We start from the raw sequence: 23,309 nt of genomic DNA, 5'->3' as shown, positions 1-23,309 counted from the left end.
ACCTATCGATCGCAAGCGCGAGGCTCACCATGCACTTCGATTTCATTGACTTGCGGCTGTTCCTGAATGTCCTTGAAGCCGGCAACATCACTGCTGGCGCGGCACACAGCCATTTGTCACTGGCATCGGCCAGTGCGCGGATCAGGGCGCTGGAAGCTTCACTCGATACGCCTTTGCTCGAACGCGGCAGACGTGGTGTCACCCCGACTCCGGCAGGCAAAGCCCTTGGGCAGCATGCGCGGTTGATCCTGCAACAGGTCGAACGCATGCAGTTCGATCTGGCGGACTACGCCAAGGGTTTCAAAGGGCAGGTCCGGCTACTGTGCAACACCTCGACGCTCAGCGAACACCTGCCGGAATTGCTGGCCAGTTTCCTGGTCACTCACCCCAATATCGATCTCGACCTGGAGGAGCAACCCAGCCTGCGCATCCTGCATGCCGTGCGCCATGGTACGGCCGATATCGGCATCATTTCCGATGCGATGGACGCCAGCGACCTGCAGACCCGACCATTTCGCGATGATCCTCTGACACTCATCATGCCGGTGGATCATCCACTCGCCACCCTCTCCACGGTGCGTTTCACACAAACTCTGGATAACGAATTCGTCGCCCTGTCGGCCAGCAGCGCCTTGGGTATCTATCTCGAAGAACAGGCGCTGCACGCCGGCAAGCGCTTGCGCATCCGGGTTCGTGCCGAAGGCTTCGACGGCGTCATCCGCATGGTCGCCCATGGCGCCGGGCTGGGGATCGTGCCGCAGGCCGCCGTGAATCGCTGGCAAGGTCCAGAAACATTCAAGGCGTTGCCGTTGAGCGATGCCTGGGCTGATCGAAAACTGCTGCTGTGCGCAACGGACTTCGACTCACTGCCAGGCTATGCCAAGGCATTGTTGACGTTTCTGGACCCTGGGCATTTTTACTCAGTACCCCAACGATAACCCGGTGTTGCGGCGAGGGTCGTTGGCCCCGTAGAAACGGTTATTGCCCACCGGTTTGCCTTCCAGCGAAGGTGCGCCGACCAGGATTGCAGCAACGTGGTTGAGCGGCTGAGGCCCTGCAAACTTGTGCCCCCAGCTTTCGAGGATCTTGAGCGTATCCGGGCTGACGGCGAACGCCTCAAGGTTGGTGGTTTCCGGCTGCCATTGCTGATGGAAGCGTGGTGCATCGACGGCTTCCTGAATGTTCATGCCGTAGTCGATCACGTTGAGCATGGTCAGCCAGGTTGCGGTAATGATCCGGCTGCCGCCCGGCGTGCCGACCACCATGACAACCTTGCCATCCTTGGTGACGATGGTCGGGCTCATGGATGAAAGCGGCGTCTTGCCCGGTGCGATGGCGTTGGCTTCGCCCTGCACCAGACCGAACATGTTGGGCACGCCCACCTTGGTGGTGAAGTCGTCCATCTCGTCATTGAGAATGACGCCGGTCTTGCTGGCCATGACCCCGGCACCGAACCAGTTGTTGAGGGTGTAGGTCACCGAAACCGCATTGCCCCATTTATCGATGATGGAGTAATGAGTGGTGTTATTGCCTTCATGGGGCGCGACACCCGGTTTGATCTTGTTGGAGTCACCGGCCTTTTGCGGATCGATGGCCTCACGCAGTTTGGTCGCGTAGTTCTTGTCCAGCAGGTGCTCGATGGGATTCTTGACGAAATCCGGGTCGCCCAGATAGCTGTTGCGGTCGACATAGGCATGACGCATGGCTTCTATCTGATAGTGCGTGCCCTGGGCCGAGCGATAGCCCAGCTCTTTCATCGGGTAGCCTTCAAGGATATTCAGCATCTGGCAGATGACCACGCCGCCCGAGCTGGGTGGTGGTGCCGAAACCACGTGATAGCCACGGTAGTCACACTCGATGGGCGCAAGCTCGCGGGGCTTGTAGTGATCGAGGTCAGCCTGGGTAATGATGCCCTTGCCGGCCTGGCTGGAATCCACCAACGCCTTGGCGACCCGACCTTTGTAGAATCCGTCGTTACCCTTGTTGGAGATTTCCTGCAGGGTCTTGGCCAGATCCTTCTGCACCAGTTTCTGACCGACTTTCAGCGGCTCGCCCTTGTCCAGGAAGATCGACCCCGAGTCGGCCATATCCGCCCTGAACACATCAGTGGCCGTCGACAGCAGATCGACATCGCCCTGCTTCAGGACAAAGCCGTCCTCGGCGAGCTTGATGGCCGGAGCAATCACGTCCTCACGCTTGCGGGTCCCGTATTTGCTCAACGCCAGCTCCATGCCCGCGACTGTTCCCGGCACGGCCACAGACAAGTGACCTTTGGAGCTGAGATCAGGAATGACATTGCCCTGCTTGTCCAGATACATGTCGGCAGTGGCCGCCAGCGGAGCCTTTTCGCGGAAATCCAGGAACGTCTTGCGCCCGTCGGCCAGTTGAATCGTCATGAAACCACCGCCGCCCAGGTTGCCTGCTGCGGGGTAAACCACTGCCAGTGCATAACCGACCGCCACGGCGGCATCGATCGCATTTCCCCCGTCCTTGAGAACATCGACACCCACGTGGGTCGCCAGATGCTGGGCGCTGACCACCATGCCGTTTTCGGCGGCGACCGGTGCCTGAGAGGCGGCGTGAACAGGGGCGTAAGCCAGAATGAGTGCTGTCGCGATCAGCGACCTGGAGAGGGGTTCAAACTTCATGTCGTTCCTTCTTTTTCTGAGTCGGGGGACGTTTGGCAAGCGTCATGCAAAACGCCTCAAGGCCGTACCCGGCACTCTTGCGCGGGCCAAACGCCGTCCAAAGTAGCGGTTCCTGCCGCCCCTGCCAACAACCGGTCCAACGTGCGAATCAGCGATCACTGCGTTTATGGGATAAGATCGCGTTTTAAAATGAGAATCATCCATATCTTCATGCGCCAGTTTTCTTCCCGGGAAATACGATGACGTCCACTGTCGCAGCCCCGCGCATTCTGGTCGTCGACGACCATCGCAAGATCCGCGACCCGCTGGCCGTCTATTTGCGCCGCCATCAGTTCGAGGTGCGTACGGCAGAAGATGCCGCTGGCATGTGGCAGTTGCTCAAGCATCAGGCATTCGATGTCATCGTGCTGGATGTCATGCTGCCCGATGGCGATGGCTTCGAGCTGTGCAGCAAACTGCATCGACGCGAGAACATTCCGGTGATTCTGCTGACCGCTCGCGACACCTCCGCCGACCGGGTTCACGGCCTGGATATCGGTGCTGACGATTACGTGACCAAACCGTTCGAGCCTCGCGAACTCGTCGCGCGGATCAACAGCCTGTTACGTCGGCGCGGCACAGGCCAGAGCAGAGCGAGCAGCGCGCTGCCACCCGCCGACACATCGGATCTGAAGCAACGTTATGAGTTCGCCGGCCTGAGTTTCACCGCCAGCAACAGCACGCTGATACGTCTCGATGGCTCGGCTGTCAGGCTCAGCACGGTAGAAAGCCGGCTGCTGCAGGTACTGCTCGCCAACCCCAATACCATTCTGAGCCGCCAGCGCCTGATCGATCTGACAGCACGCCCCGGCACTGAAGTGTTCGACCGCGCCATCGACCGACAGATCAGCCGCCTGCGCCGCAAACTCGATGACAACCCGCTGGAACCGGACTTGCTACGCACCATCTGGGGCGACGGCTACATGCTGGTCGCCACTGTCACCTTGCCCGACGCATGAAGCTGCTGCGACGGTTATGGCCCAGGCGCATGGCCCATCAACTGGGCGTCTTGCTGCTGCTCGCACTGCTGGCTTCCAATGCCATCGCCATGCTTTATCTGCAACGCACCGGCGCCCTGATTCACCCGTTGTCACGCACACTGGCCATTGAACGGCTGATCACCGCCTATCATGCGGCACAGGGTTTATCCGCCGAAGATGCATCACATCTGCTGGCTTCAATGCAGACACCTGACTCGCACTTCTGGGTCGCCAGCAGCGCCATCGCCGATGCCAGTGATATGCGCCCGGAAGAACATCGCATGGTCAGCGACCTGAAGAAACGCCTGACCCTGCCCGCCGATGCTCTCATCGGCATGCAACTGGAGCGCATCAGCGGAGGCCCGGCACGCGAGCATGTTTTCGTGGCGGCCGGTTGGGCACCGCTGAGGTTGCGTACCAGCATCGGGCTGCCTGAAGGCAAGCAGTTGAACGCCATCCAGCATCCGGCAGGGGGTTACGAATGGGGCCGCATGCTGGCCTATACCTTGCCGGTCACCACCATTCCAGTGTTGTTGATCGTGATCTTTTTCATGCGGCGCGTGGTGCAGCCGGTCAAGACACTGGCGCAGGCGACCGAGCGGGTCAGTCGCGGAGAATGGATATCACCCTTGCCGCTTTCAGGCCCGCAAGAGGCTCGCGACCTGACAAGAGCTTTCAATGTGATGCAGGAACGCATCGCCCGGCATGTCGAAGGCAGGACGCGAATGCTGGCCGCCATCAGTCATGACCTCAATACACCCATCACCGAACTGCGCCTGCAAATGGAGTTGATGGAAGACAGCCCCGAGCGCGACGACATGCTCGAAAGCCTCGATGAACTACGCGCCATGGTGCGCGAAACGTTGAACTTCGTACGCGGTGATGCGGTGCAGGAAGCGACGGTCAGAATATCGCTGACCGCCCTGCTCGACGACCTCACCCGCCGTTATCAGAGCATGGGACAGCCGATAGGCTGGGAGCGCGGGCAAGAGGTTTATTGCCACTGTCGTCCACTGGCGCTCAAACGAGCACTGACCAACCTGATCGACAATGCCTTGCGCCATGCGGGGGATGCCACTGTGAGCCTTGCTGTCGACGAGTCGGAAATCCGCCTGGAAATCCTCGACCACGGGCCGGGGATCGAACAGGACTGGCTGACCCAGGTGTTCGAGCCCTTCGTGCAATTGAGCCAGAGCGGCGCGGATAACACCCAGGGCGGGCTGGGCCTTGGCCTGGCCATCGCACGCTCCTGCATCCAGGCCCATGGCGGCGAACTCACCCTGGAAAACCGCCCGCCTGCGGGGTTGTGTGCGGTTGTAAGGTTGCCCTCTGTTCGCGAATAAATTCGCTCCTACCCCGCTCGCCGTGGGAGCGAATTCATTCGCGAAAAGCTCAATCAGAACCGCACTGTCGTACTCGCCCACAACGTACGGCCATAGTTGACGGTGCCATAGGTTTCGTCATCCAGACGTCGGTCGGTCACGTTATACAGCGCGCCATTGAGCGAGACATTTTTGGTCAGTTCATAAGACCCGCCAAAGTCAGCCGTGGTGTAAGCCGGTGACGCTTCGTCGGTGATGGTGTTGCCGTATTCCTTGCCGTAGTAATTGGTCGCCGCCCACAGTTGAGTGCGGTCGTTCAATTGCCATTCGGCACGCAGGTTGGCCTTGCGCTCCGGCGTCAGGGCCAGTGGCGCGCCAGCGTTGGCGCCGCTCTTCTGCTCTGAGTCGGTGTAGGTGAAGTTACCCTTGATCGCGACGGCCGATGTCACATCCCAGCGACCATTCAGCTCGACGCCCTGGATGACCGCTTTATCGACGTTGACCCGGTCCATTACGGTGAAACCGTTCCAGACCTCTGTGGTGGTCACAGTCGACAGTTTGTCCTGGAAGTCGTTGTAGAAAACGGTCGCACCAGCCGACAGGTTATTGCGGTTGGACCACAGCGCCGACAGTTCGTAGTTGGTGCTGGTTTCCGGCTTGAGGTCCGGGTTGCCGAACATCACGAAACGGTTGCGTCGCAGGTAGGAGTATCCCGGAACCACGGCACGCACTTCAGGTGCCTTGAAGCCACGGGCGACACCGCCCTTGAATGTCCAGTCATCCGTCGCACGCCACACACCATAGACCCGCGGGCTGAAATGCACGCCGTACTGTTCGTGGTCGTCCATGCGCAGGCCAGTGGTCAAAGAGAACGTATCGGTCATCGACCATTCGTTTTCGGCGAACAGCGCCCTCTGCACAACGGAGAACTCGTAGTTCCTGCGATCACCCAGGCCCTGGTTCCAGTCGGTGACGGTGGTGTCGTTCCACTGCATACCAACCGTGGTGATGTTGTGCTCGGTCGGCATCACCAGCTTGGCGTCGAATACGGTGTTCTCGACCTCAGGCTTGCGGCCCAGCACATCGGTCTGGGTCGAGTCGGCCAGACCTTCACGGCTGGATTTCTCGTAGGCCAGCGACACATCGGAAGTCGCCCAGCCCCAGCGGCCCTGGTGGGAAATAGACCAGTGATCGCGGTTGTTTTCCTGCTCGCGGGTCGCCCAATTCGCACTCAGGCCATCGCCGTTTTTCAGGCGGGTTGCACCGGCTTCCAGCTGGATCTCGTGGTCGGCGTTCGGGGTAATCGCCAGACGCGCCGTGAGGTCACGGTGGTCTGCCTTGCTGAAGCCGTTGGTTTGTTCGATATCGTCGTCAGCCTGACGATCCAGATAACGTCCCCAGACCTGCAAGCCCAGCAGGTCTTCCTTGATCGGGCCGCTGAGGTAGAACTGGGTCTGGCGAGCATTGCCCTGATCGCTGTGCTGACGGGCCGAGTAATCGTAGGTGATCGAACCGCCCCACTCCGGCGTCACCTTGCGGGTGATGATATTGATGACGCCACCGATGGCATCGGAGCCGTACAGCGAAGACATCGGGCCGCGTACCACTTCGATTCGCTCGATGGCTTCGGCAGGCGGAATGAAACTCTGTTCGTAGCCGCTGTTGCCGTTGACCCGGGATTCGCGAGCGCTCTGGCGCTTGCCGTCCACCAGGATCAGCGTGTAATCGGCAGGCATGCCACGAATGGAAATATCCGTCTCGTTGGCCCCACCGTTGACCGTGACACCTTCGACATCACGCACCGCATCGGTCAGATCACGAAAGGATTTCTTGCGCAGATCGTCACCGGAAATGACGGTCATCGAGGCGGGTGCATCCTCCAGGTTCTGCTCATAACCGGCAGCCGTTACCACCACGTCTGCAATCGACAGCACATTGGCCGACTCTTCGGTTGTGGCCTGCTCTTGTGCATGCACCTGACCCGAAGCCAGACACGCCAGCGCAAGTTTGATCATTACAGCTGAAGGCCGTAGACGGAGAGGAGAATGCATGGAACGTCCTTACGATTCAAAGAAGTAAAAGAGAATCGTATGCATCTACATTCACAAAGGTTGGACAAGATGTGACAAATGAGGAGAACCACTCTCTGCTTGCCAGAGATTCCCTGTCTCGCTGGCGGGATGGCTCTTCCTCTGCTGAGTGAAGTTTCCGAGAAGGTCACGCCCTATTGCGCCACGGAATCGGCCTCTCTAGGCTCTTGCGACCTGCTTCATTCACCTTCGAGTTGCCCATGCCCGACATAAAACCGTTCATCGTCAACGAAGCCCTCAGCCAGCAGGATGTACTCAACCTCGCTTCCGATCTGCTGCGTTGCATCATTGCCACCGCCAATGAAGCCAGTGAAAGTCATAACCATGACCTGACAATCTCGATCATGCATCTGGCGCAAATGGCCAAGGCCATGGTCGACCGCTCACTGGATTCGATGGTGGCTTGAGCCCTGCGGGCTGCGCTTTACTCCTTCCTCAGATACCCCTCGACTATCGCTGAAAAATCCTTGTTGCCATCACCCCGCAGACTCATCGCCTGATAAAGCTGCTGGGCAAGGGCACCAAGGATCACCGGCTGATGCGCTGCCTTGGCGGCTTCGGTTGCCAGGCCCAGGTCCTTGAGCATCAGCTCTGCGCCAAAACCGCCGGTGTACCCTCGCGAAGCCGGTGCGGTTTCCACGATCCCGGGCCAGGGGTTATAGAACTCCGAACTCCAGCAACGCCCGGTCGAACTGTTGATGATCCCGGCAAGCACCTGAGTATCGATCCCCAGCGAATTGCCCAGTGCCATGGCTTCGGAAATGCCGATCATGGAAATGGCCAACAGCATGTTGTTGCAGATCTTGGCGATCTGTCCGGTACCGACATCCCCGCAATGCACGATGTTGCGGCCCATCTGTGACAGCACCGGCTTGAGCACGGCAAAGTGTGCGGCAGTCCCGCCGACCATGAACGTCAGCGTCCCGGCCTGAGCGCCAGCGGTTCCACCGGAAACCGGCGCATCGCCCACCACCACGCCTTGCTTGCCTGCAATGCTGGAGATTTCACGTATGGTCTGTGGATCGATGGTGCTGCAATCAACGGCCGGCACACCGGCAGCAATACCCGCCAGCACGCCATCTTCCCCCAGATAAACGCTGCGCACGTGGACTGCGGCGGGCAGCATGGTGATGACCAGCTCGCTGCCCTGAGCGGCATGTTTCGGGGTTTCACGAATACTTGCGCCCAGGGCGGCAAGCTCGGCCAGTACGGTCTTGTTCAGGTCACACACATGCAACTGATGACCGGCCTGAATCAGGTTGCGCGCCATGGGTGCTCCCATGTTGCCCAGGCCGATAAATGCGATTTTCATTGTTGTTCTCCTTGGCAGGTCGTCAGCTCGAAATACATCGAGTATAGAAGAGGCCTGCCAGGGGATTAACGCGCTCACATTGCAGACGGTTTCGATCCGTTACTGGCGCAACAAATCCGGGTTTTCGCCAAGGTCCCAGAACAATCCGGCAGCAGCCTTGAGGCCTTGTTCGACGATGCTTTCGAGCAAGTGCTCATCGGGCGCGTGCTGTTTGCAGGAAGGATAGGAATGCGGCAGCCAGACCGTCGGCAGCCCCAATACATCGGCAAAGCAATGGTTGGGAATGGTCCCCCCGAGGTTCGGCAAAATGCTCACCGGCTCACCCAGGCTCTTGCTGACCGATTGCTGCACAAAGCCCACCCACGGGTGACGCGGGTCCAGGCGGGTCGCGGCATAGCCGCCGTCGATCTGCACCTGAACATCCTGAAAGCCAAGGCTATCCAGATGCTGACGCAGGTTGCCCGCCAGCGATTGCCAGTCGGTCCCTTCGACAAAACGTAATTGGCAGACCGCTTCAGCCCGCCCCGGAATCGCGCCGATCACCTTGACCGTGTTGCCCGATGACAGACCGACCACTTCCAGCGCATTGCAGCCGAACAGTTTCTCGCCGGTTGTCAGTCCCGGTTCGCCCCACTCAGGGTTAAGCGTCGGGTCGAAACTTTCCCCGCCCACCGGCAAGTCGCGAATCAACGCAGAGACATGCTCGGGCATCGGCGCAGGTCGCAGAAAGTCGACCTGCAACTGCCCTTTGGCGGACACCAGACTGGCCAGCGCATGCCCCAGCACAATCGCCGGGTTGGTGATGATGCCGCCCCAATTGCCAGAGTGTCGGCTGCCATTGCCGGTGTCCAGGCTCAGCCGGAACTGGCAGACACCCCGAGAGCCGAGAAACAGTGTCGGCAGGTCATGGCGTACCCGCGGCCCATCGGAAGCCAGAAACAGGTCGGCGCTCAATTCTTCGGCGTTTTCACGGCATGCCTGTTCAAGACCGGGAGAGCCCACCTCTTCGCTCATCTCGAAAATGATTTTCAGATTGAAACCCAAGCGTCCATTGCGCGCTTTCAGGACCGCTTCCAGCGCCGCCAGGTTGATGCTGTGCTGACCTTTGTTATCGGCAGTGCCACGGCCATAGATGCGCCCGTCCTTGACGCTGATTTGCCAGGGCGCGGTGCCTTCCTGCCAAAGTTCGTCCTGGCCGCTGGTGACGTCGCCATGCCCGTAGGTCAGCAGCGTGAGCAAGGCCGGGTCTTCGATACGTCGGGCGAACAGCAGCGGCGGCTTGCCGGGTTGAGGATTCTCGACAAGACGGCATGCGAACCCCAGTTCGGTCAGCAGCGGTTGCACCTCGCCAAGCAGGTAATCGCGCAATTGCGCAGCACATTCAGGGTTCTGGCTTTCGGTGCGCCGGGCGACCCGGCGGTTCAGATCTTCAAGAAAGACACCGCTGCTCAGGTTCTGGGCGGCAAGGGCGATGGCGTGTGCTCGGGTATTCAAATCGGGGCTAGGCATTGAGGTTCCTTTGACCAGGCATTCGGCGTCGGGAGTCGAAAAAGGGCGCTCGACCGACGATGAAATGCAGGGTAACGTTGCCACCTGACTTGCAACAATTATCAAGTTCTCAAAGCATCATTGCTTTCAGGACAAACCAGACCTGCACATTACTGAGGCAGAAACGGAGCCCCGCATGCACGATCTGCCCTTGCGCTACTTCCATAGCGTGGCCAAGACCGGTTCGCTTTCCGCAGCCGCTGAAGAACTGCATGTTGCGGTCTCGGCGGTCAGTCGGCAGATCAGCAATCTGGAAGATACGCTGGGGCTGCAACTGTTCGAGCGTAAACCCAGAGGCATGCAGTTGACGGAGCCCGGCGAACTGCTGCTCGCTTATGCCACCCGCAATGTGCTGGAAGTCAAGAACGTGATCGCTGAAATGCGCGGCGTGAACACCTTGCAGCAACACAAGATCGCGCTGGCATGTCCGGAAGGTATGGCGTGGGAGTTTCTGCCCAGAGTGACGGCGGAGTTTCGCAACTTTCATCCGGGTGCAAGCTTTGACATGCAGGTCGTGGACTCGGCGCGTGCCTCGCAACTGGTCAAGGACGGTGCAGTGGATATCGCCCTGACCTTCAGCCTGACCCCCACCATGGGCGTCGAAATCGCCCTGAGCTGTGAATCGCCGATCAGCGCCCTGATGCCCGCCAGCCATCCACTGGCCACGCGCGAATCATTGACCGTGCAGGACCTGCGCGAGTATCCGCTGGCCCTGTCCCAGCCCGGTTCGACCATTCGCTATCTGTTCGACATCGCCTGCAATCTGCATGGGATCAATGTGGTTCCGACTTATACCAGCCAGTCGCTGGGGGCGATCTATACGATTGTCCGTTACTCGCGAGATGTCATTGCGCTGTGCGGCACGGCAACGGTCAGTGGCGCGACAGGCCGTGACAATCTGGTACTGATCCCCATGAGCGACCCACAGTTGCGTCAGCGCAGCCTGCAGGTCCAGATCATGGCCGGCCGCAAGCTGCCGGTGCTGCAGCGTTACTTCCTCAGTTTTCTGGAAGAGCAGTTGCTGACTGTGAGCAAGCCAGCGGCTACCAGAGGCTGACGGTGTAAGTCAGGATCAAACGGTTCTCTTCGTACTGTGAAGTGTCACGCACGTTCACGCCGATGTTCATCCAGGTGGCGCCGAACCCTTTGAGCGGACCGTCCTGCTGCACGTAACTGAGGATGGAAGTTCGCTCTGTTTCGTGGCTTTGCTGACCGAGGTTGATGTCATTGCCCTCCATCCAGCGGGCCATCCATTTCAAGCCTGGAACACCCACTCCCGCAAAGTCATAGTCGTAGCGCACTTGCCAGGAACGCTCGCCCGGTTTGACGAAACCCAGCGCCGACCAGTTGATCAGGTAAGGCGCGGGCGCATAGCTGTTGAAGGTCGGGAACGTGTCCTGCCCGAGCATGCGTTGATAACCTGCGCCGAACGTGTGATTGCCCTTGAGCAGGCTGAACATCAGGCCATAAGTCCGGTTATCGACCCTCCCGGAAAGCGCCTGGCCTTCTTCTTCGGTGTTGTAATAACGGACATCGGTCTTCAACGCGAAGCCCGCGCCCAAAGGCATCTTGTGCGCGACACCGAGGTAGTGCTGACGATAGATATCTTCGAGCAGGGCGTAGAAATAGGTACCCGACAGGCTCGGCGTAAAGGCATAACTCACACCCGCGAAGTTCAGCCCGTCGCTGGACTGGGTCGGTGAATCACCCCATAGATAAAGGTCTTCGCGGTTTGAGGACTCACGACCGGTAATGCTCCAGAAGCGTCCGGCTGTGAGGGTCAGGTCCTTGACCTCACGGGACTCCAGTATCGCGCCTTCGTAGCTGGTCACCAACTGGCGTGTCGGATCATACGAAGCAATCGGCAGGTTCGGGCGCTGATTGCCGATGCGCAACTCGGTTTTCGAGTAACGAACCCTGGCGGTTGCGTTGGCTCGACTGTAGTCATGTACCGGGCTGCCATCGGTTTGCACAGGCAACGCACCATCGGGCGCCCGCACCCTCTCACCGTCAAGGCGATAGGCAAAGTCGCTGCCCAGGTCCAGACCGAATTGCAGCGGCCCCTCGGTGTAGCCGGATTTGAATTGCAGATCGAAACCCTGCGACCAACTGCCGGTGCGGGACTTGGGAGCATTCTCCTGCTTGAAATCACGATCCACATAAAAGTTGCGCAAGCCCAGTGTCAGGTGGCTGTCGTCGAAGAAATCAGCCTGGGCCGTGCCTGTTGCGCACACACCTACGGCTGCCGCCACTGCGCACTTGAATCGCAAATCGAACATAACCCACTCCAGAAACGTCTTGGTTGGCGGTCGTCAGGACCTGTCTGGGCAGTCAAGGGATCTGGCAGCGTCAAGCGCCAGATCGTCGGAGCAAGTGCGCCGTACGAACATGTCGAGCATGTTTCTAGGAAGAGGAAATAAAGAGGCGGTCGAGCCTTGAAGCATCGACCGCTCGCCCGGTCAGGGCTTTTTCATCTGTCGACGGATAGCCAACAGGGTCACGAGGCTGAGCATGCCTGTCATCAGCAGGTAGAAGCTCGGTGCAAGCTTGTTGCCACTAGCGCCAATCAGCCAGGCCACGATGAATGGCGTGAAGCTGCCGAAAATCGTTGTACCGATGTTGTAACTCAAGGCCATGCCGGTGGCGCGAACCTGGGTCGGGAACAACTCAGCCATGAGTGCAGGCAGGCCACCGAAGTAGATCGCCTTGAGCACACTCATCCAGAACAGCACCGCCAGCAGAGCCATCAGGGTCGGCTGAGCCGCCAGCCAGGAAAACGCCGGGTAGATGCTGAGAATGAAGATGACCGAGGCACCCAGCATGATCCGGGTACGCCCGAAAATGTCTGACAGATGACCGATGAAAGGCGTGAGCAACGTCAGCACCACACCACTGAGCAAGGTCCCGGCGAAACCGATGGAAGCAGTCAGGCCCAGCTGTTTCACTGCGTAGGTCGGCATGTAGATGATGACGTAGCTGACCGAGGTAGACAGCACCAGCGCACCCACTGCCAGCAGCATGCGGTACTTGTGAGCCTTGAACAGTTCGCCGACAGGCGCATGGCTGCGCTCGCTTTCCTTGAACTCGCCCGCCTCGTCGATATGACGACGGATGTACAAGCCGATAGGACCGATCAACAGACCGAACAGGAACGGAATCCGCCAGCCCCACGACTCCAGTTGCTCGATCGTCAGCGTCGAGGTCAGCAGCAGGCCAAACCCCGAAGCCAGCAATGCGCTAAGCCCCTGGCTGGCAAACATGAAACTGGACATCAGGCCTTTGCGCTTGGGGGCATGCTCCACAAGCAGGGCCGTGGCGCTACCGAACTCGCCACCCGCAGAGAAACCCTGAATCAGCCGGGCCAGGAAAATACCGATGGGTGCCCAGATACCGATGCTTGCGTAGGTCGGCATGATGGCGATCAGCAAGGTGCCAAGCATCATCAGCCAGATCGAAGCCAGCATTGCAGACTTGCGCCCCACACGGTCTGCATAAGAGCCCAACACCGCCGCACCGAGCGGGCGAATCAGATAGGACACCGCAAAAGTCCCCAGCGCCATCAGCAAGGAAACGGTTTCATCGGCACTGGGGAAAAACAGTTTGGAAATGGTCATGGCAAAGAAGCCGTAGACGATCAGGTCGAACCATTCCAGAGCGTTGCCAATGGAGGACGCAATGACCAGCTTGTATAACTTGCCTTTGGACATCGACCGGACCGGTGCGGACTCCGAAGTCATATGCGCTGTTGTCATTCAAGGATCTCCGACAGATAAAAGGATGGGTCTACTGCCCGGCCTTGAATGGCGGTGTGTCGACCTTGAAGTGATGGTATGAGCGCTCGACCTTTCCCACAATTATGCATTTCAGAACATTTCCTTGCCCTGAAGAGAAAGCAGCGCTGCAACATTTTGTGCCTTTTGGGCATTAATGGTGCTGATGCACATGACGGCCTGCCCGCTGGCCAGTAGCGGGCAATCCCGCTACACAAATCGCTAAAGCCCCAGCATCAACCCGCTCAAGCGCTTGACCTTGCGACGCAGCGCCTCTTCAAACACGCCCTGGCGCGGTTCGATCAGGCTGAACCAGTGTTTGGCGCGGGTGATGCCGGTGTAGATGAGCTCTTTGGTCAGCACCGGATTCAAGGCTTCGGGCAGGATCAAGGCGGTGTGTGCGAACTCCGAGCCCTGGGATTTGTGGACGGTCATGGCATAGACGGTTTCTACATCGTTCAGCCGACTGGGCAGCACGAAGCGCACACCGTCGCTGCCGTCGTTGCGCGGGAAGGCGACGCGCAAGACTTTCTTCCCTGAGCCGTCGCGTTCAGGCAGGTACAAGGTAATGCCAATGTCGCCGTTCATGAGGCCCAGACCATAGTCGTTGTGGGTCATCAGAACCGGGCGGCCTTCGTACCATTGCTGGTCCTTTTCGATCAGGCCTGCGCTGGACAGGGCTTGGGTGATGCGCTGGTTCAAACCCTCGACGCCCCACGGCCCCTTGCGTACGGCACACAGCAACTGGAACGCATCGAAGGCCTGCAAGACCGCACGCGCCCAGCGCGTCCAGCATTCGTCCTCCAGCGCCGAGCCATCGGCAGGACGTTGCTCGGCCAGCACGCCCAGATAATGGCGATACCCCTGCGGCCCGTCACCATGGCCATCGAGCAGCAGGCGCTCAAGCCGCTGATCCTGCTCGCCCTTGAGGGCCAGGCTGAACAAATCCTTGTGACTGCGAGCAGCCAGCAGCGCACGGGCCTCGTGGTCCTGTTGCTGGTTGACCAGTCGCGATAACTGGCCAATACCGCTGCCCTGTCCGAAGCGCCGCGAGTGACGCAACATCACCACTTGCTGCGCGAGAGGATGCTGCCGGGCGTCGCCTTGTTGCAACGCACTCTTGCTCAAGTCTTCGCCGCTGATCGACTCCAGCCAGGCTTGGGTCTGCGGGCTGTAGAAACCGTTTTCAGCGTCACGACACAGATCCCCAAGCACCGCGCCCGCCTCGACAGACGCCAATTGATCCTTGTCGCCCAGCAGCACCATGCGGGCATCGGGTGGCAGTGCGTCCAGGAGGTTGGCCATCATTTCCAGGTCGATCATCGAAGCTTCATCGACCACCAGAACATCCAGCGGCAGTGGATTACCTGCGTGATGCCGGAAGTGCCGCGTCCCCGGACGACTGCCCAGCAGACGATGCACCGTTGTGACTTCGCTGGGGATCTTTTGCCGCACGTCAGCGCTGACGTCCAGGCTTTGCACCTGCTGGCTGATGGACTCGGTCAAACGGGCCGCCGCCTTGCCGGTGGGCGCAGCCAGACGAATACGCAGTGGCTGACCGCTTTGCACAGCAGGCGCTTGCAGCAAAGCCAATAACCGCACGACGGTCGTGGTCTTGCCGGTGCCCGGCCCGCCGGTGATGATGCTGAAACCACGACGAGTGGCCAGAGCGCAGGCCAGTTTCTGCCAGTCGATCACCGCGTCCGGTGCAGTGCTGGCCGGGCCGAACAGAACGTCCAGACGCTGGGCCAGATCCTGTGGCGCGCTTTCCGGTTCGGCCAGTCGTTGACGCAATGCCGCTGCGATGCGGCGCTCATAGGTCCAGTAACGACGCAGATACAGACGTCGATCAGACAACACCAGCGGTTTTTGCCGAGCCTCCGGGCTCGCGTCTTCGGCCAATGCGACCAAGGGACTGTCGGCCAGCGCTCGACACCATGTCGCACCATCCAGGCCGACCAACAGTTGCGACGGCAACAGCACGGGCACGATTTGGATATCGCCTTCCGGTGGCAGCGACAGGGCGAAGTCAGGTTCCTTGAGGGTTTCATACAGATCCAGGCACACATGCCCGTGACCCAGTTGATGACTGCTCAAGGCCGCCGCCAGCAACACCCGTGAATCGGCTTGCGGATCAAGCTCACCGAGAAAGGCCACAAAGGCTCGGTCCAGAGCACGCAACCAGCCTCGCTCCACCCAGCGCTCAAGCAATAGCAGCAGATCGTCGACACGGGTCAGCGGGCTCAGGCTGGCCAGGCTATTTTCATCCAGTGGCGTAGGTAACAGTTCGACAAACGAACGGCTCATGCGAACGCTCCTGGCTGGGCGGTTGGGAGGAGTTTGCCCTGGAACAGCAGGTCCAGGCTCTCGATCAGTTCACGCGGCGGTCGGGTGAAGTACACGCCCTGGGTGGATGAGCGGCTGCCACGCAGGAACAGGTACACCGCGCCGCCCATGTGCAGGTCGTAATCGTAGTCAGCCAGCCGCGCCTTGAGTTGGCGATGCAAGGCCAGCAGGTAGAGAACATATTGCAGGTCGTAGCGGTTTTCGAGAATGGCCGCTTCCATGGACTGCTCGGTGTAGAACGTCTCGTCACCCCCCAGCCAGTTGGATTTGTAATCGGCCACGTAATAGCGCCCTTCATGCTCGAACGTCAGGTCGATAAAGCCTTTGAACATGCCATTGAGCGAGGTGGTCTGAGCGACCAGGCGCGGCGCATTACCATGGGTGTAACGACGCACGAGGTCATCCATCTGCGCCACATTGACCTGACTGCTGGCAAACCAGAATTCCATTTCAACCCGGTACTGGTTGGGTTGGTCCAATTCCCCCAGAGCGACCGGCGTCACGTCTTTGCCTAGAGGCAAAGGCATGTTGAGCAGGTGTGTCAGCCATCCCGTCAGGGTGTTGATCCAGCCTTCCCAGCCACGTCGGTTGCAGCGACGGGCAATCGCATCGCTCAACAGCTCTGAATCATGGGCCGCCGCAGCAAAACCTTCGTTACCCGCCCACTCCAGCAGACCATGCAGAAAGGTGCCGGGGTTGGGGCCACGAGGGAAACGGTGGATATCGTCGCCAGCGGCCAGTACCTCACGAGGAGCCTGTGGGTCGAGGCGTTCGTCGTCGAACAGCTTCTGCGCCTGCGGACTGTCAGGCGACGCATCGCCGCTCGTGGTCACGGTGTCACCAATGCGCAGCGCACTGTATGACGCAATCCACCAGTTCTCGGTTGCACGGCGTTTGGGCACCAGTGCCTTGACGAGGCTGGCTTCGTTGCGTGGCGGGCTGAAGATATCGGCGTCGGGTTCGGGAACAGGTTGCAAGGCGATGCTTTCACAGCCTTTGCTCAGGTCCCGCAACCACAGTTGCAGGTCGGCCGACTCGCCCAACGCCACACCGCCGCCCAGCAAGTAACCCAGCGCCGAGCGATGCAGCATGGAGCTGTTGAGGTTGCCGCGCTTGAGGTCTGCGACACCCAGCCAGCAAGCGTGTTCGGAACGGGTCAGGGCGACATAAAGCAAGCGCAGGTCTTCGGCCAGACGCTCGTTGTCAGACAGTTCGATCAGTTCGTCTGTGGGTTGCAGGCTGATCTGGGCATTGCCCTCGGCATCGTGAAACTGCAAGGGCAAGCGGCTGCCATCCACCGGTTTGGTTGAGCAAATGAACGGCAGAAACACCAGCGGATACTGCAAGCCCTTGGACTTGTGGATCGTCACGACCTTGACCAGTTGCTCATCGCTTTCCAGTCGCAGAATCTGCTCTTCGGCAGCCTGACCGGACAGCGCCAGTTGCTCGCTCAGATGCCGGATCAGGGCTTGCTCGCCATCCAGCTCGGCGGCGGCCTGTTGCAGCAGCTCGGACAGGTGCAGCAGGTTGGTCAGTACCCGCTCGCCATCGTTGCGGGCGATCAGTGTCTGGGGCAAGGCAAAGTCGTGCAGCAGACGACGCAGCATCGGCAGCACGCCCTGATGACGCCACAGGTTGCGATAGCCGCGGAACTGCATGACGCGCTGTTCCCATGCCAGTTCGTCCTGGTTCAAGCGTTCCAGTTCAGCCAGCGGCAGGTTGAGCGTGATGCAGGCCAGAGCGGCGCGCAGGATGCGTTCGGCGTCGGGTTCGGCACAGGCCTTGAGCCAGGCCAACAAATCATGGGCTTCCTGTGCGGCGAACACCGAATCCTTATCGGAGAGGTAGACGCTACGCACGCCTCGGGCAGACAGCTCATTGCGCACGGCCTGAGCTTCCTTGCCATCACGCACCAGAATCGCGATGTCGGCGGGCAGCAACCCGCGCAGTTCCTTGTCGGGAGTTGCAAAACCGGTATGGCCTTGTTGCCCGCCCTTGAGCAGACGCACGATTTCACTGGCGCAACTGGCAGCCAGTTGCTGACGATAAACAGTGCCAGACACCGGCTGATCGCTTTGCAGATGCCAGACCGTCAATGCCGCAAGCGGCGCGCCATCGACATGCAATGTTTCCTTGCGGCCCTGGGCAAGCGCCTTGGTAAATGGGACCGGGTTATTGTCGCCATCGCGAAACAGAAACGCGCCCCGCCCTTCGGCACGCTGCTCGGCCTGGTCGAAGATGTGGTTGGCAGATTCGACCATCGCATGGCTGGAGCGGTAGTTGGTGTCCAGTGTGTGCCAGCGCCCCGCCGTAGCAGTACGGGCGCGCAGGTAGGTGTAGATATCCGCGCCACGGAAGGCGTAGATCGCCTGTTTGGGGTCACCGATCAGGAACAGGCCGGTTTGTTCATCGTTATCTTCAAGGCGATAAATGCTCTCGAAGATCCGGTACTGCACCGGGTCGGTGTCCTGGAACTCATCGATGAGCGCGACGGGGAACTGTTCACGAATCAGGCTCGCCAGACGCTCACCCCCTGCACCTTGCAGGGCAGCATCGAGCCTGAGCAGCATGTCGTCGAAACCCATTTCGGCGCGGCGACGCTTCTCTTCTTCAAAGCGGGCACTGACCCATTGCGCGGCATGTTGCAGCACCATGGCATCGGGTGTGGGAAGAGTATCGAGGGCCGCTTTCAGTTCGAGCATGGCCTCCAGGGCCGGGTGCGACGGCGGGTCGCTCTTCCAGGCTTCAGCCATGCCATCCGGGGTCAGGCGGGTGAAACCGGTGCCCAGTTCCAGCGTTTCCTGGGTTTCGTCTGCGGCCCACGCCTTGAGCTTTTCAAACCAGGGCGCAAAGTAACGCTCCTGCATTTTGCGGCCATCGACGACTTTGCGTTTGACGCCGTCCTGACAAATCGCATGCAGCTCGTTGGCCCACTCGGTCCACGGCGCTTTCAGCGTTTGCAGTGCTTCGCGGCGCTGTTGCAGGGAAGCCTGGATCAGCTCGGCAGGCTCTTGGGTCACCTGGCTGCGTTCACGACCGAACAAACCCCGGATGCGCGGCAGCAAGGCAGCCGGGCCACCCCATTTATCCCGCACCCAGTCCAGAGCATCGCCAGTCATGGGGTAACAGAAGCGTCGCCAGTAATCACGCAGCACTTCACCCAGCAGATCGCTGTGATCGGTTTCCAGGCTCTGAGTGAACAGGCTGCCACTGTCGAAAGCGTGCTCGCGCAACATGCGCTGACACCAGCTGTGAATGGTCGAAACCGCCGCCTCGTCCATCCACTGCGCCGCGATATCGAGACGGTTGGCGCAGCCTGGCCATTGTTCTGTACTGAACTGGGCACGCAAGTCGGCGATCAGGTCGTCGGGCGCGGCGATTTCGTCACGAAAGAAACGGGCCGCTTCGGCCAGACGGGTACGAATCCGGTCGCGCAGTTCCTTGGTCGCGGCATCGGTAAAGGTCACCACCAGGATCTGCGGTGGCAATAGCTCGCGGCCAAAACCTGAGGTTTCATCTCCGTGGCCAAGCACAAGACGCAGGTACAGCGCCGAGATGGTGAAAGTCTTGCCGGTACCGGCACTGGCTTCGATCAACTGACTGCCGCGCAGTGGAAAACGCAGGGCCAGGGGAACAGCGTGTTCTTGCAAGGTACTCATGCGCTGGCCTCCCCGCCGGACAGAGACTGCCAGGGTGCTTCGTAAATGGGTTTATAGAGCGCTTCGCACCAGCCGACAAACTCCTCGCTTTCCATCAGTGCATTGAAGTCCGGGAACTGTCGGGCCAGCGCAGTGCTTTCGCCGAGTTCGCCGTTACTCGTCACCCCATCGCCTTCATAGGCTTTGCGTGCAGCGGCTTCGGCCTTGTCCAGAGGCTGCCCCAGCCAGGCGAAAGCGGTCTTGACCGCGACCGGCAGAGGTTGCTGCATGCCGCAGACCCAGGCTGTCAGCAGATCGTTCAGCGTTGCACTGGCTGCGTCCTTTTCCAGCGGGGCCAGCAGCAGTGTTTCATCGGTGGCCACCAACGCCGTATTGAGCGGCAAGCCGCATGCGCTGGCGACCAGATGCGTGACCCAGGGACGAATCAGCCGGTGCCATTTACGGGTTCTTTTCGAGCCAATGCTGTTGGAAATGACTGTTACGCTCAGCAACTGGTCTTGCGCATTGCCATGCAGAGCACCGAGCCAGCTTTCGATACTCACGCCGTTATGGGTGAAACTCACCGGCAATGCGCTGCTCAGCGCCTCAGGCCACAGGGTCAACAATGCCTGATAGCGCATCAGTACATCGGGCAACGGCTCGATCAGTTCAGCTTGCAGACGGGTGCCGAATCCGGCCATAGGCAGCAGGCCGCTACTTTGCAGCTTGAGTGCCTGAGCCTGCAGCGCCGCTTCGATATCGCCCAGGTTGGCCATGGCGGCGGCCAGCAGGCTTTCACTCAGGCTGTAACGCTCAAGGGCGTTGAGCACAAAAGGTTCTTCGTCGGGCACCGGCGCTTCGGCAGTCTCGAAGTAGATCTTCAGACGCTGACTGAAGAAGTGCTTTACCGGGTTTCTCAGGAAGTCCTGCAATTGCGCGATCGTCAGAGGTTCATCCTGCTCGTGAGGCGGCAACGCAGCAGCGCTGATCGGTGCCGGTTTGTCTTCATGCAACAGCCGCCATTCCTGAGCAAAACTGAAATAGCCGGTGCCTGCATGGAAATAGCTGGCACTGAAAGGCTGTAGCGGGTGATGCAGGGTCAAGGCATCGAGCAGGCGTTCGCCCGGGTCTTGCTTGCTGTCAGGCTCCTCGGCGGTGGCGAGTTTCCAGCCGCTGGCCAGATGATCACGCAACTGACCGATCAACACCGAAGCCGGGCGGTCGCTGTTGTCGCGAATACTGCGGCCGACCCAACTGATATAGAGCTGATCGCGGGCCGAGAGCACGGCTTCAAGCAGCAGGTAGCGATCATCTTCACGCCGGGAACGGTCGCCGGGGCGGTAATCGCTGCCCATCAGATCGAAATCCAGTGGCGGCTGAGCACGGGGGTAATCGCCATCGTTCATGCCCAACAGACAGACAATCTTGAAAGGAATCGCCCGCATGGGCATCAGGGTGCAGAAGTTGACCGAGCCTGCCAGAAAGCGCTGGGACAGGCGGCCTTGGTCCAGACCGGCCAACCAGGCTTCGCGCACGACGGTCAGCGGCAGCTCATCGAGCAAATCGACCGTCTCACAGGTTTTCAGCCAGGTTTCGCGCAGAGTCTCAAGCTGGCCCAGCAAGTAATCGTCATGCTCGCTATCGGCCTGGAAGAACACCTGCAAGAGCGTCTGCAAACGTGCTCCCCACTCCTGGGGTGTCGCAGGCAGGGACAATTCGGCATGGGTAACCTGCAATGCATCGATCAAGGCGACCAGAGGGCCGATCAGTGCCGCATCCAGGCCGCCAATCTCGTCATAAGGTTCGATGCCTTCATAAGCTTCACCTGCCCCGACGGCATAGCCCAGCAGCATTCGACGCAGCCCGAAGTACCAACTGTTCTGTTCAAGCTCGTCGGGCAAACCCAACCCGGCACGCTGGCGTGCATTCAAGCCCCAGCGCACTCCTGCACCTTCGATCCAGCGATGCAGGGTCGGCAAGTCGTGCTCCTGAATCTTGAAGCGTGCCCGCAAGGCCGGAACGTCGAGCAGATCGAGGATTTCACTGACCGGGAAACGGCTGTCGGGGAGCTTCAACAGATGCTCGACCGCAATCAGCAAGGGCTCGCGACCACGTTGCCCCTGATCGGCCAGGGTGAAAGGGATGAAGCGCTGGTCATGGGAGTCTATCTGCCCGAATACCGCCCGGATATGCGGGGCATAGCTGTCGATGTCCGGAACCATGACGATCACGTCTCGCGGCCGCAAGGCCGGGTCCCGGCTGAAACGCGCCAGTAGCTGATCGTGCAGCACTTCCACTTCCCGCTGAGCGCTATGCGTGACGTGGAAGCGAATGGAGCGATCCTTCAAGGCGTCGATTGCCGGCCAGTGTTCGCGAGTCTCATCGAGAGGGCGCAGTTCGAGGATGTCATCCTGCAATTGATTGAGGATGGTTGTTGGCTCGCTCTCACTGAACAGATCGATACGCTCATCCTTGAAAGAAGAGCGGTAGCTATTGGGTTCGTCATGGGTGTCGAGCAGATTGATGTAGTCACGCCCTTGCTTGCCCCATGCGGCGAGCAAAGGATGGGCATGCTGGTGCAGGGTCTGCGGATCAAGAGCCACGGGCATGCCGCTCTTGCGCGCCTGACGTTTGTATTGATGGCGGAGCAGGTCCTTGTCGGCGACGATATCGGCCCAGTGATGGCGGCAAGGGTTATGCACACAGAGCAGCACCTGGCTGAATTTCGATAACCCGGCCAAGGCTTCCAACGCCTGTGCGGGCAGGGACGAGATTCCGAAAACGATAACCCGTGCAGGCAGGCCTTGCGGTGATTCATCGAGGTTGCCGATGCGTTCCAGAAAACGCTGGTGAACACCTGCCCGGCTCTGCGCCATGCCTTCGGCCCCGACATCCTCAAGCAAGGCACGCCATAACTCGGCCTGCCAGCAGTTGGCGGCACTCAGCGGCTTGGCTCCCCCTCGGACATTGCGCAACTGATGACGACCTGCTGCCCAGTCTTCCAGCCAGTCAGCCCGATACACCTGATATTGGTCGAACAGGTCAGCCAGCCGTTCAGATAGTTGATAGCGCTTGCGCAGATCAGTATCGGCGGTAAGGAAACGCTGCAACGGCTCGAAATGGGGCTGGTTGATCAACTGTGGCAGGAGGCGCATCAGACGCCATGTCAGCGGTGCCTTATCGAGCAGCGAGATTTCCGGAATTTCGTTGCGGCCCAATACAGAGCGATACAACTGCCACATGAAACTGCCGGGGAGTTGAACATCTATAGCGGCCGCGATACCGCAGCCACCTTGATCTTCATCCTGGGCGTCTTCGGCCAGGGCCAGCTTGAGCCACTGGGCGATGCCGTTGCTTTGCACCAGGGCAATCTCGTTCTCCAGAGGTGCCAGGGGATAGCGTCGCATCCAGGAGACAACCAGACTGCGCAGTTCATCCGGGCGGTTGCCATGAACCACCATGAAGCCGGCGCTCAGAGAGGTTGTGACGGACATGTATGCTTCCTTGACTCGAACGAGTAAAACCTGAGGCCAAACCATAAGGGCAAGCGACCGGGATTGCCATAAGCAATCCACCACATTTGATGTGGCAAGCCCGCAGACAAAGGGTTGGGACC

The 23,309-nt window shown here is 59.8% G+C and carries 14 protein-coding genes; 5 read left to right on the top strand and 9 right to left on the bottom strand.

Annotation, left to right across the window (positions count from 1 at the left end; genetic code table 11):
- The first annotated feature begins 29 nt into the window (after positions 1 to 29).
- Positions 30 to 938 (top strand): LysR substrate-binding domain-containing protein, encoded by a 909-nt coding sequence (locus tag JL015_RS23245; protein WP_201020106.1) that lies wholly within the window; start codon positions 30 to 32, stop codon positions 936 to 938.
- Here the strand turns inward: JL015_RS23245 and ggt are convergent.
- The gene (ggt, locus tag JL015_RS23240) at positions 921 to 2,648 is read right to left on the bottom strand and encodes a gamma-glutamyltransferase (protein WP_201020105.1); all 1,728 of its coding nucleotides are present in this window, start codon (positions 2,646 to 2,648) and stop codon (positions 921 to 923) included. The genes JL015_RS23245 and ggt overlap by 18 nt on opposite strands.
- Before the next feature lie 239 nt (positions 2,649 to 2,887).
- Between ggt and JL015_RS23235 the strand changes: the two genes are divergently transcribed.
- Complete coding sequence (locus JL015_RS23235; RefSeq protein WP_201020104.1) at positions 2,888 to 3,646, top strand: response regulator transcription factor; 759 nt, start codon at positions 2,888 to 2,890, stop codon at positions 3,644 to 3,646.
- 29 nt (positions 3,647 to 3,675) lie between these two features.
- Complete coding sequence (locus JL015_RS23230) at positions 3,676 to 5,010, top strand: ATP-binding protein (protein WP_201020103.1); 1,335 nt, start codon at positions 3,676 to 3,678, stop codon at positions 5,008 to 5,010.
- A 53-nt stretch (positions 5,011 to 5,063) separates the two neighbouring features.
- Here the strand turns inward: JL015_RS23230 and JL015_RS23225 are convergent, their stop codons facing one another.
- Positions 5,064 to 7,040, bottom strand: a complete 1,977-nt coding sequence (locus tag JL015_RS23225) for a TonB-dependent receptor domain-containing protein (protein WP_201020102.1) — start codon at positions 7,038 to 7,040, stop codon at positions 5,064 to 5,066.
- Positions 7,041 to 7,279: 239 nt separating this feature from the next.
- Here JL015_RS23225 and JL015_RS23220 point away from each other — a divergent pair, with 239 nt between their 5' ends.
- On the top strand, positions 7,280 to 7,486 hold the full coding sequence (locus tag JL015_RS23220; protein WP_201005647.1) for a DUF6124 family protein: 207 nt from the start codon (positions 7,280 to 7,282) through the stop codon (positions 7,484 to 7,486).
- Between the two features lie 17 nt (positions 7,487 to 7,503).
- Here JL015_RS23220 and mmsB read toward each other — a convergent pair whose 3' ends face one another.
- Both mmsB and JL015_RS23210 read right to left on the bottom strand, forming a co-directional pair.
- Positions 7,504 to 8,391, bottom strand: a complete 888-nt coding sequence (mmsB, locus tag JL015_RS23215) for a 3-hydroxyisobutyrate dehydrogenase (RefSeq protein WP_201020101.1) — start codon at positions 8,389 to 8,391, stop codon at positions 7,504 to 7,506.
- 99 nt (positions 8,392 to 8,490) lie between these two features.
- Entirely contained in the window at positions 8,491 to 9,885 is a 1,395-nt protein-coding gene (locus JL015_RS23210; protein ID WP_374063468.1) for a M20 family metallopeptidase, read from the bottom strand.
- Positions 9,886 to 10,075: 190 nt separating this feature from the next.
- Here JL015_RS23210 and JL015_RS23205 point away from each other — a divergent pair, with 190 nt between their 5' ends.
- The gene (locus JL015_RS23205) at positions 10,076 to 10,996 is read left to right on the top strand and encodes a LysR family transcriptional regulator (protein ID WP_201020099.1); all 921 of its coding nucleotides are present in this window, start codon (positions 10,076 to 10,078) and stop codon (positions 10,994 to 10,996) included.
- Here the strand turns inward: JL015_RS23205 and JL015_RS23200 are convergent.
- The 5 genes from JL015_RS23200 to recC form a co-directional block, all read right to left on the bottom strand.
- Positions 10,983 to 12,218, bottom strand: a complete 1,236-nt coding sequence (locus JL015_RS23200) for an OprD family porin (protein WP_201020098.1) — start codon at positions 12,216 to 12,218, stop codon at positions 10,983 to 10,985. The genes JL015_RS23205 and JL015_RS23200 overlap by 14 nt on opposite strands.
- A gap of 180 nt (positions 12,219 to 12,398) precedes the next feature.
- A complete protein-coding gene (locus JL015_RS23195) occupies positions 12,399 to 13,691 on the bottom strand; it encodes an MFS transporter (protein ID WP_236250264.1) in 1,293 nt (430 codons plus the stop codon).
- Between the two features lie 240 nt (positions 13,692 to 13,931).
- Positions 13,932 to 16,016 (bottom strand): exodeoxyribonuclease V subunit alpha, encoded by a 2,085-nt coding sequence (gene recD, locus JL015_RS23190; RefSeq protein ID WP_201020097.1) that lies wholly within the window; start codon positions 16,014 to 16,016, stop codon positions 13,932 to 13,934.
- Entirely contained in the window at positions 16,013 to 19,714 is a 3,702-nt protein-coding gene (recB, locus tag JL015_RS23185; protein WP_374063465.1) for an exodeoxyribonuclease V subunit beta, read from the bottom strand. The genes recD and recB overlap by 4 nt, the downstream gene beginning before the upstream one ends.
- Positions 19,711 to 23,187, bottom strand: coding sequence for an exodeoxyribonuclease V subunit gamma (recC, locus tag JL015_RS23180; RefSeq protein ID WP_201020096.1), 3,477 nt, complete (start codon positions 23,185 to 23,187; stop codon positions 19,711 to 19,713). The genes recB and recC overlap by 4 nt, the downstream gene beginning before the upstream one ends.
- Between the last annotated feature and the right edge of the window lie 122 nt (positions 23,188 to 23,309).

The organism is Pseudomonas cichorii (assembly GCF_015471405.1).
Lineage (GTDB): Bacteria > Pseudomonadota > Gammaproteobacteria > Pseudomonadales > Pseudomonadaceae > Aquipseudomonas > Aquipseudomonas serbiensis.
Note: the sequence above shows the minus strand (reverse complement) of the source record. Positions and strands in the feature narration are given on the sequence as shown.

Bases quoted from the DNA above. Each gene is read 5' to 3' on its own strand.
- JL015_RS23245 (WP_201020106.1), top strand. From the start codon at position 30: ATGCACTTCGATTTCATTGACTTGCGGCTGTTCCTGAATGTCCTTGAA.
- ggt (WP_201020105.1), bottom strand. From the start codon at position 2,648: ATGAAGTTTGAACCCCTCTCCAGGTCGCTGATCGCGACAGCACTCATT.
- JL015_RS23235 (WP_201020104.1), top strand. From the start codon at position 2,888: ATGACGTCCACTGTCGCAGCCCCGCGCATTCTGGTCGTCGACGACCAT.
- JL015_RS23230 (WP_201020103.1), top strand. From the start codon at position 3,676: ATGGCCCATCAACTGGGCGTCTTGCTGCTGCTCGCACTGCTGGCTTCC.
- JL015_RS23225 (WP_201020102.1), bottom strand. From the start codon at position 7,040: ATGCATTCTCCTCTCCGTCTACGGCCTTCAGCTGTAATGATCAAACTT.
- JL015_RS23220 (WP_201005647.1), top strand. From the start codon at position 7,280: ATGCCCGACATAAAACCGTTCATCGTCAACGAAGCCCTCAGCCAGCAG.
- mmsB (WP_201020101.1), bottom strand. From the start codon at position 8,391: ATGAAAATCGCATTTATCGGCCTGGGCAACATGGGAGCACCCATGGCG.
- JL015_RS23205 (WP_201020099.1), top strand. From the start codon at position 10,076: ATGCACGATCTGCCCTTGCGCTACTTCCATAGCGTGGCCAAGACCGGT.
- JL015_RS23200 (WP_201020098.1), bottom strand. From the start codon at position 12,218: ATGTTCGATTTGCGATTCAAGTGCGCAGTGGCGGCAGCCGTAGGTGTG.
- JL015_RS23195 (WP_236250264.1), bottom strand. From the start codon at position 13,691: ATGACAACAGCGCATATGACTTCGGAGTCCGCACCGGTCCGGTCGATG.
- recD (WP_201020097.1), bottom strand. From the start codon at position 16,016: ATGAGCCGTTCGTTTGTCGAACTGTTACCTACGCCACTGGATGAAAAT.
- recB (WP_374063465.1), bottom strand. From the start codon at position 19,714: ATGAGTACCTTGCAAGAACACGCTGTTCCCCTGGCCCTGCGTTTTCCA.
- recC (WP_201020096.1), bottom strand. From the start codon at position 23,187: ATGTCCGTCACAACCTCTCTGAGCGCCGGCTTCATGGTGGTTCATGGC.